4 protein-coding genes and 4 pseudogenes are annotated in these 8,718 nt (G+C 63.5%); 4 read left to right on the top strand and 4 right to left on the bottom strand.

The features are described from left to right. Positions 1-96: 96 nt before the first annotated feature. A pseudogene (locus ACZ4NT_RS38075) lies at positions 97-591 on the bottom strand (IS5 family transposase); the annotation flags it as partial. A gap of 209 nt (positions 592-800) precedes the next feature. On the opposite strand from ACZ4NT_RS38075, the pseudogene ACZ4NT_RS38070 reads away from it, so the two are divergent. Then, a pseudogene (locus tag ACZ4NT_RS38070) lies at positions 801-1,149 on the top strand (DUF2201 family putative metallopeptidase); the annotation flags it as partial. Between the two features lie 1,173 nt (positions 1,150-2,322). Here ACZ4NT_RS38070 and ACZ4NT_RS38065 read toward each other — a convergent pair. After that, positions 2,323-2,555: pseudogene (locus ACZ4NT_RS38065) on the bottom strand (transposase); the annotation flags it as partial. Positions 2,556-2,754: 199 nt separating this feature from the next. Next, the gene (locus ACZ4NT_RS38060; RefSeq protein ID WP_467729968.1) at positions 2,755-3,546 is read right to left on the bottom strand and encodes an SDR family NAD(P)-dependent oxidoreductase; all 792 of its coding nucleotides are present in this window, start codon (positions 3,544-3,546) and stop codon (positions 2,755-2,757) included. A 47-nt stretch (positions 3,547-3,593) separates the two neighbouring features. Here ACZ4NT_RS38060 and ACZ4NT_RS38055 point away from each other — a divergent pair, with 47 nt between their 5' ends. Then, a complete protein-coding gene (locus tag ACZ4NT_RS38055; RefSeq protein ID WP_467729966.1) occupies positions 3,594-5,081 on the top strand; it encodes an amidase in 1,488 nt (495 codons plus the stop codon). A gap of 4 nt (positions 5,082-5,085) precedes the next feature. Then, a complete protein-coding gene (locus tag ACZ4NT_RS38050; protein ID WP_467729964.1) occupies positions 5,086-5,655 on the top strand; it encodes a TetR/AcrR family transcriptional regulator in 570 nt (189 codons plus the stop codon). Between the two features lie 476 nt (positions 5,656-6,131). Here ACZ4NT_RS38050 and ACZ4NT_RS38045 read toward each other — a convergent pair. Further along, positions 6,132-6,264 (bottom strand): annotated as a pseudogene (locus ACZ4NT_RS38045) (IS110 family transposase); the annotation flags it as partial. A gap of 692 nt (positions 6,265-6,956) precedes the next feature. Here ACZ4NT_RS38045 and ACZ4NT_RS38040 point away from each other — a divergent pair. Further along, positions 6,957-8,246, top strand: coding sequence for a hypothetical protein (locus tag ACZ4NT_RS38040; protein ID WP_467729962.1), 1,290 nt, complete (start codon positions 6,957-6,959; stop codon positions 8,244-8,246). The last annotated feature ends 472 nt before the right edge of the window (positions 8,247-8,718 follow it).

Here is an 8,718-nt window from a genome sequence, read left to right as displayed (position 1 = left end):
CGAGACTGGCATCGGCGTCTATCTGGGACTGGATGTCGGCAAGGGCGACCACCATGCCACTGCCGTGAACCAGGCGGGGAAGAAGGTGTTCGACAGGGACAGCATCGGCTTCAGGGCGACGCTGTCATGAGTGTTGGCCGCGGAGAGTCCCACGCGTAGAGGCAGTCCGTTCGCGTCGGACAGGACGTGCATCTTGGAACCGGGCTTACCCCGGTCCAGGGGCGACGGACCTGCAAGTTCGCCCCTTTTAGCGCGGACGTGAGTGGAGTCGAGGACAGCACGCGACAGGTCGACGAGGTTCTGGCCAGCCAGGAGCTCGAGCACCTTCTGATGCAGCCGTCCCCACACACCGGCCCGGGACCAGATGAGAAACCGGCGGTGCACGGTCGACTTGGACGCCCCGGAGCACGGCGGCATCGCCCGCCAGGCACAGCCACTGACCAGCACATAGATACCCGCGGCGAACACCGCCTCATCATCGATGTTCGCGACCCCACCGCCCTGCGGACGCACCCGCGCCGGCGGCAACAACGGCTCCGCAAGCTCCCACAAACCGTCCGGAACGATCCATCCCCACCGCCCACACCCCACGCCCACCACAACTGCCAACGGGCCATGTAGGACACGGTCTCTGGTCGTACCGACACGCCTGAAGCTTTGGCCGTGCTCGCTAGGGAACTCGCCGCAAACGACGTCCAGACGCGCTCGGCACCTGACAGCCGACGGGGAACAGCCGAAGACCGGAACGTCGAGCTTCTACTGCCTGAGCCTTTCGCCCTTTGACATTGGAGCCACCACGGCGCTGCACCTTCGGTGTTGCTTTGGATTCCTCCAGATCCATGGACACGAAGCTTCTAGATAAGGCCCTCGGGGCGGTCGTCTCCTACGCCATTGCACGCAACGTGCCCGCTGCGCGCGTCCTGTTCTGTCATACGGCTGCCGTCTATGACGCCGGCTACCTGCCTGTAGAGACCATCGCGGAGAAGGCTTCGAGTGACAGGCCGTGATGGTACCGTCCTCCAGCTGGCGATACGCCTGTTGGAGGACGCGCCCGACTTCCCCGCCGACGGCCCGATCCTGATCATCACTGCCAGCGGCTGCGCTCGGTTGCCCTTCACCGCCAATGGCCCGGTCTTCCGCGTACGATGAGCAGGATCAGGCGGGGCGATCAGCCAAACGGGTCAGCCTCGTCTGATCTTCTCGGAGATTGTGTGGCTATGGTGGGGTGAAATGACGTATTGGGCGAGGTGGTCAGGATGCGCTGGGTGATCGAGGAGTGCTTCGGCAGCGGAGACGAGTATAAGTCCGTCGTTACGTCGGCTGGTGCCAGCTCACCCACCCTGACCGTGCTCGCTCCCGCCTTGGGCTCGCCTTCGATGGAGCGGCGAAGACACCGGAGGATACGTGCGAATCGGGCGATAGCGTGCGGTCCAAGAGTTACGGGACGGCCTTGAGTGGAACTGACAAAGAGTCCTCTGCGTCTACGGGATCATGCCTAACAGAGATTTAGCCCGAGGTCGGGCGCTTGCTTTGCGTATTATGGACGGATTGGATCAAGAGCTCATCGCGGTTGAAGCCTTGGTCGGTTCTGAGTTGGGAGCTGCTAGAAGACTGCGTGACCAATGGCGAATGGGGGAGCCGGGAGACCTCTTTTGGAAGAATGAAGCGGTAGAAGAATTTACCGCTGAACTATCAATGGCCCGATTCAACCACTACGGCAGCCTATTTCGTCCGTGCCCGTTCGATCCCTACCATGAGAATGCCGATACGCATACATGGTGGCGCCCTTCGGGGAGCGTCCCTCGATCGGTGACGTGCTGCCCTGTCGATGAGGCTTTGATCAGAGGCGGAGGCTCACCCCAAGTACGTCTTGTGCCCGCGCTCAAAGGTATGGTGCCCTTATGGGAAGGAGGCGATGTAGAAGCCCGGTGGCTTCTGGGCCACCACGCCGCTCCGGGTGCCGCCTACCTCTGGGAGGTCTTCCGTGGCACTCCCCTTGGTCGCACCCTCAACCGTATACAGAGGCAGTAAGGCTTTCTGTACAAGACAACTCATAAAAGGGCGTCGGGTCTGCCCACATGGATGATGCGACGATTGGCGGCTCGCGTGTCAGGTCCCGCAACATAGGGGTCCACCGAACCTTCGCAGATCGACTATCTGATTTGTAGACCGTACATCACATCATCGCGGCTTCTCCGACCGGGTGGAAAGTCGTCACGGCGTCGCGGACCTGACCCACCCGTCATACCCCGCATTCGCGGGGAATAGCGTGCAGCTGGGTTACCGACCGACCCGGCTGTCCGCTGACCAAAAGGCTGTTGCCGGCTTGACGTCCGTGACGACGGTCTTGGACCGCCTCCCGTTGCGCGGGTAGTCCGCCGTCTTTCCCGGCCGCATTGTGCCGGTTATAGCCGAGATGATCGGTCGGTCATCTCGGCTCGAGGGCGGACTTCAGCAGCCGCTTCGTCAGCTGCTGAAGCAGTCCCCTCACCGGTCAGCTGCAGGCCTTCCACCTGAGCCCGGGCCACGAGCTCCTCGATGAAACGGTCGTCCACCGCCGTCGGCGCAGGCCCAGAACCGCTCCCTTGGCAATGTTCTCGCTGGTCACAGGTGCACTCTTCCACGACCAGAGTTACACCGTTTTTTCTTACAGTCCAGTCCCGTATAGCGCTGCCGAATGTCGGGAGGTCAGACGGGACGGCTGTGAAGTCGTGAGTGGAAGGGCTGGTGACCTGGTTCAGGGGGATACTTCGGTCAGCGTTTGTTGCGCTGGGCTTCGGTGATCTGTTGCACGAGCAAGTCGGGCGCTGCCTTGCGCTGGATACTTGCGGCGAGGGTGGGAAAGAGGCCGCCGATGGCACTGCCAAGGCGCAGTTCGACCGGCGCTACGTTAACCTCGGCCCGGTCGCGCTCGATTGCACTGATGGTGCCGGCCGCGACCTGTTCGGGACTGACGGTGCGTATGCCGGCGGGCGGTGTGGCCCCGGTGTCAGCGAACATTCCCGCGTCGCGGACGAAGCCCGGTTGTACGATCGACACGCTGACGCCCGTGCCGTATAGGTCCTGGCGCAGGGCAAGGGCGAATCCGCGCAGGCCGAATTTCGCGGCGCTGTACAGTGAGGTGGCCGGAGACGTGGTGCGGCCCGAGATCGACCCGATCATCGCCAGGTGACCGCGGCCTTTCGCTACCATGCTCGGCGCCAGTAGTCGAGTGAGCATCAGCGGTGCGCGTAGGTTCACCTCCAGCGACCGATCAATCTGCTCGGGGGTGTAGTCAAGGAAGTCGCCACTGGCAGGTAGGGCAGCGTTGGCGACCAGGATGTCCACGGGTCCGGCCTCCTCTGCCAGGCGCTCAACCTCGTCTCGATCACCGAGATCTGCGACTACTGGGCGGGCGCCTAGCGTTTCCGCCAGTTCCCCGAGTGCGTCGGCGCGCCTGCCGGTGATCACCAGACTGGCACCTCTGGAGGCCAGTGCCTGGGCCAGGGCATGACCGAGACCGCCACTGGCGCCGGTGAGAAGAACAGTCGATCCACTGATGTTCATCAAAGCCATCCTCCGTTATTGTTCGTTCGAACGAACAATAACGGAGGATGGAAGGAAAGACGATGCCCGATTCCTCATATGCGAATCTCGTGGACCAGACGGCCGCTCTCGCTGACGGACACGTCTCGTCCCGTGCCCTGGTGGAAGAGGCCCTGGCACGGATCAAGGCTGCCCAGCCTGCCCTTAACGCGTTCCGCCGGGTGCGAGCAGACGCAGCTCTAGCCGAGGCAGACATCGCCGACAGGCGCCTGGAAGCCGGGGAGCGGCTCCCGCTGCTTGGCGTTCCGATCGCCGTTAAGGACGACACCGACGTGGCCGACGAGCCGACTGCCTTCGGGTGCGGCGGCACTTTCCCTCCCCAGACAGCTGACGGCGAGGCGGTCCGCCGCCTGAGGGCCGCAGGGGCGATCATCGTCGGCAAGACCAACACGCCGGAACTGGGCCAGTGGCCCTTCACCGAAGGAGCCGCGTTCGGCGCGACTCGTAACCCGTGGAACCCTGACCACACTCCCGGAGGCTCCTCCGGCGGCTCCGCCGCCGCTGTGGCAGCTGGCCTAATCTCCGCCGCGCTCGGATCCGACGGCGCGGGCTCCGTCCGGATCCCGGCCGCCTGGACCCATCTGGTCGGCATCAAACCCCAGCGCGGCCGGATCTCCACGTGGCCTGATCCAGAGTCCTTCTACGGACTGACGGTCGTCGGGCCACTCGCCCGCACAGTATCCGACGCCGCCTTGCTCCTGGACGCCGCTGCTGGCAACCACCCCCACGATCTCCATCAGCCCCCGCACACTGCGATGCTGCCCGCCGCTCACCGCGACCCTGGCCGGTTACGGATCGCGCTGTCTTTGCGCAGTGCCTTTGCCGCCACTCGGACACCGCTGCATTCCGAGGCCCGCAGCGCCACGCTGAACCTAGCAGAGACCCTGTCAGCCCTAGGGCATCACGTCATCGAAGCCGAGCCACGCTACGGCCTGATTGGGCTGACGCAGGTGCCCCGCGGCATGGCTGGCATCCGCGACTGGAGCGAACGCGCGCCAAACCGCACCCTCCTCGACCCCCGAACCCGTCACAATGCCCGCCTTGGCCGCCTGCTCGGCGGACATGCCCTTCGTCTGGCCCGCGCCGCCGAGCACCCCCTACAACGCCGGATAGGTGCGATCTTCCAGCACGTCGACGTGATCCTCACCCCAACCACCGCTACGCCGCCCCCGTGCATCGGCGCATCCACGGGACTGTCCAACTCCCGGACCAATCAGGCGATGATCGCAGCCTGCCCCTACGCCTGGCCCTGGAACGTTCTCGGCTGGCCCGCCATCAGCGTCCCGGCCGGGTTCACCAGCACTGGACTCCCTCTGGGGGCACAACTCCTCGGCCCCGCACACAGTGAACCCCTCCTGATCTCCCTTGCCGCCCAACTCGAGGACCGCCTGCGCTGGTACGAACACCGGCCCCATGCCGACTACTCCGCCGGCCGGACCTCACACAACCCGCTGCCCTCCGCGGAAAGCATGACGGGCTGGGAAGGCCGACCATGAAACGATGAGCACCATGCCGAATCCTTCGCAGACCCGGGAACGCATCATCGCGGCCACACTGCGGATCATCGGTGAAGGCGGCGTCGCCGCAGTCACCAACCGCCGCATCGCCAAGGTAGCCGACGTCTCCCTCGGCTCGGTCACTTACCACTTCGCCACCCAACATGACCTGCTGCGCGAAAGCCTGCGCTCTTTCGTCACTCAAGAGACCCGCCGATTCACCGACCTCGCCACCCACCACTGCACAGGCCCCATGACTCCCCAGGAAGCTGGCACGCTGGTCGGCCAAGTCGCCATGGACACTGCTTTCGACAGCGAACACATCGCCCCCTACGAGCTCTACATCCAAGCCGGTCGGGACCCTGAACTGCGCGCAGCCGCGACTGAATGCTTCGCTGCCTATGATCAACTGGCGGCGTCCATCCTGGGGATCCTCGGTGTACCAGACCCTGAACGCATGGCTGGCCCCGTCGTCGCCCTCGTCACCGGTCTGCAACTTCGTCGCCTCGCCACCGGCGCCGCCACCGACGGCCTAGTAGACGCTCTCCTCCTTCTCGTGGGCAGTCCCAACTGATCCCACCCCGCACACGCACCAATACATGATTTTCCGGTGCCGGGCAGCGTACTGATGCCCGGTCCCGGGAAGGCATTCCAAGATGCTCGGGCCGCCAGCACGGGCTCGATCAACTCCCAGCGCGCATCGGACAGATCACTCGGATACGGACGCCGCTTCGCCATGCTCGTGATGTATCGCCGCGGGCCGAGTGCGCCCAGGCGCACAGCGATGGCCACCGAAGCACGCAGCCCTCAAAGCTGGGCATCCTGGGATGAGACAGGAATGAGCAGTACCCCGTCCCACCCCTCACTCCTTCAGGCCCACCAACCCCAGCCCCACCTGCTGCCTCTTCCGCACCACCACTCCACCCTCTCGGAATCGGTCTATAAATTGCCAAGGCGGATGAAAACGACCTTTAACTGATCGTTTCGGAATGAAATTTTGTTGTGTGGCTTGGGTGTTGGGTCGGCAGGGTCTGTTGGGTGTCTGCTGATGCCGGTGCCTGGGACCACGACGGTCTGCTCGTCGAGTGCGGTGAAGACGTCGTCGATCAGCCGGGTGGCCATGCGGGGGGGGGGGCTTGGGCCGGATCACCTCGACGAGTCTGCGACGGCCGGCCTTCCGTAGTTCCGGTTTCCCCGGCGAGGCGCACGATGGTGCCGGTCACGGTGCCCTTTGTAGTTTCGATCTTGTCGGTGGCCACGTTGCCCTTGCCGTGGTAGACGCCTGATAGGAAGTAGTTCTTGCCGGCGGGTTCGGTCTGAAGACACGTCGGGCCGGGTCTTGTCGAGGTTGCCGTCGGTGACGCCGCGGAACTGGTCTGCCTTTCCGGGATGGACCAGTGTTTGCCGTCTTTGGTCAGCCACAGCTGCACCTGCGGCATGACTTCAACTCGCTCACCCGGCGCCACCACCTGGACGGTGTGGGGCGCGGCCGGTGCGGCGGGCAGCGCAGTTGGGATGGTAGAGGAGGACGATAGGCCTGATGGGACGGCGGTGATGGCCAGCGGGATCAGCAGTAGACCGCATGTGGTGGCCAGAGGGAGCGGTGCGGAGCCAGCTGTCGTCAGTCGCAGAGATGCTCCGTGCAGGCGAAGGAGTGATCGACACGGCCGCGAACTGTGCGGCGTCTTCCTCGCCGAACAACGGAGGTTGCCTGGTCGACTGCAGTGCGGGACGACGAGGCCGGTACTGATGTAGGAGCGGCGGCCGGTCGAAAGACAGGGGTCCCCCCCCAGTAGTGCCACATGGACTCCTGCTGCATCAATAGCAGTCACCGGCCACGCAGGCTGGAGGCCGCTAGGGCATCAAAGGAGAGCCATGAAGAAAAAGCTTATGGTCGCAGGTGGGGCTGTCACGGCGGGAGCTGTTGGTGCGGCACTCCTCCTCACCGGCGGAGTGGGGGGAACGAACACCCTGAGCAGCGACCCCACTCCCACCGTCACCGCAACCCCCTCCTCCCCAGCGACCAACCCGCCTCCCACCTTCACGCTGGAAGAACAGAAGGCGGCGTTCGAAAACAAGGTCAGCAAATGCACAAAGCTTAGTGCCGGCTATTGGAATCCAGGCCATGGGTATACGCCCAACTCCACCTGGTCCGGGTTCTCGGACGGTTACGCCAACATGCTGACCCAGGTGTGCATCGAATATGACAAGGCTCAAGACGGCCATCCGCAGTTGCGCGGAGTCCTCAATGTGGTGAACTGGAATCCCTCCATGCAGCCGGTTCACGACATGAGCCCGAAAGCGGCCGACTTTAGCGTAAGCGTCACGAAGTATGATCGCAGCAACCCTGACGCCCAGCCAACTTATCTCGCCAGGTCACGATTCATTAAAGAGGTTGTTCAGTACGGCTCCGGGAGGCGTGTCCATGAATTCACCTCCGATTGGTTGGACATGACCGGGAAAGAGAGTTCGGCATTCGATTACGGTGCCTCGGCGGGATGGTCTGGTAAAATCAAACTGGGAGAAGTGCCGGAACTTGGCCCTTACACCCAGGCGCTTCCGGCGCCCTCTTGGTGGAAGCGGGACCAGGTTGTCGGTGCACGGGTCTCTCCCTGTGACGCGAACCCCGCCTGGGGGACCGCTGCGACAGGGGAGTCCGCTCCGCGCTGCGTGGACGGCATTGTCAACCATGACGACGCCAAATACCTAGCAAGTAGCTACGCTCCTAGTACGGCGCCTGCTGCGAGCGGTGCAACCGCTCGTAAGGTTGGCGCATACCTTACTCCGCTTGGGGCGAAAATCCCTGCGGATCTTGCTGCGCTGAATAATGTGGCCCCCACCCCGGCCACCCCCTGGACGAGTGAGCAGTACATTGTTTTCGGTGTCAAGCTCGGTGGGGGGTCCTCGACAGCCTATTGGGATGGCGATAAGTGGGTCGTAGGTCGTAGTCCTCTGAAGGTCGCCACGACGGACAACTATCAACTAAGTGGAGGACTGGGAATCCAAGGGCCGCAGATGAGTGCAGGAAGCGCGAATCTTGAAGCCGTGCAGGGCGTTGCCGCTCACCCCGCGACGCCGTGGGTGAAGGGTTCCTATGTATTCCTCAAGGACCTATCCAAAGCGCACTGGAATGGGACTGCCTGGGTGGCGGGGGTTGCTCCGTAGAAAAGCTTCACGGCTGGCCTCTGTTCGCAAGCCCCACAGGCGGAACAGAGGTACCAGCCATGTGACCGCTCCTGGACCTGCACGGAAATCCTGGGCAAGCCGAATTGGCTATCGCATCTGTAAATGATTTTGGCCAGGTTAGGGGTAGGAAAATTTTTCGAAGCTCCGTTAATGATGCCTTCGCCGCCATCGCGACGGTCTCAACGCATTGATGCGAAGTGGCGGGCAGGCCGGTGTGCGGGGTCAGTTGCTTAATCGGCGGACTTCTGCCACAGTGAGCGGAACCAGGGTGGAACCATTTCTACATCCCCCTTTGCCGCCGATTGTGGCGCCGTGGCCGCGAGAAAGGATGAGCGAGCATGGCTAGGGTGATGTGTGCCTAGAGGTTGTCCCGTATGGGCCGTGAGTTATCCGGTGAGGGCCAGGTTGTAGAGCCGGGCGATGCCGAGCATGGCCTGGTGAACCCCGTTGC

The sequence above is a fragment of the Streptomyces sp. NPDC026417 genome (assembly GCF_055567695.1).
Note: the sequence above shows the minus strand (reverse complement) of the source record. Positions and strands in the feature narration are given on the sequence as shown.

Coding starts and splice junctions, on each gene's coding strand:
- ACZ4NT_RS38040 (WP_467729962.1), top strand. CDS start 6,957: ATGAAGAAAAAGCTTATGGTCGCAGGTGGGGCTGTCACGGCGGGAGCT.
- ACZ4NT_RS38050 (WP_467729964.1), top strand. CDS start 5,086: ATGAGCACCATGCCGAATCCTTCGCAGACCCGGGAACGCATCATCGCG.
- ACZ4NT_RS38055 (WP_467729966.1), top strand. CDS start 3,594: ATGGAAGGAAAGACGATGCCCGATTCCTCATATGCGAATCTCGTGGAC.
- ACZ4NT_RS38060 (WP_467729968.1), bottom strand. CDS start 3,546: ATGAACATCAGTGGATCGACTGTTCTTCTCACCGGCGCCAGTGGCGGT.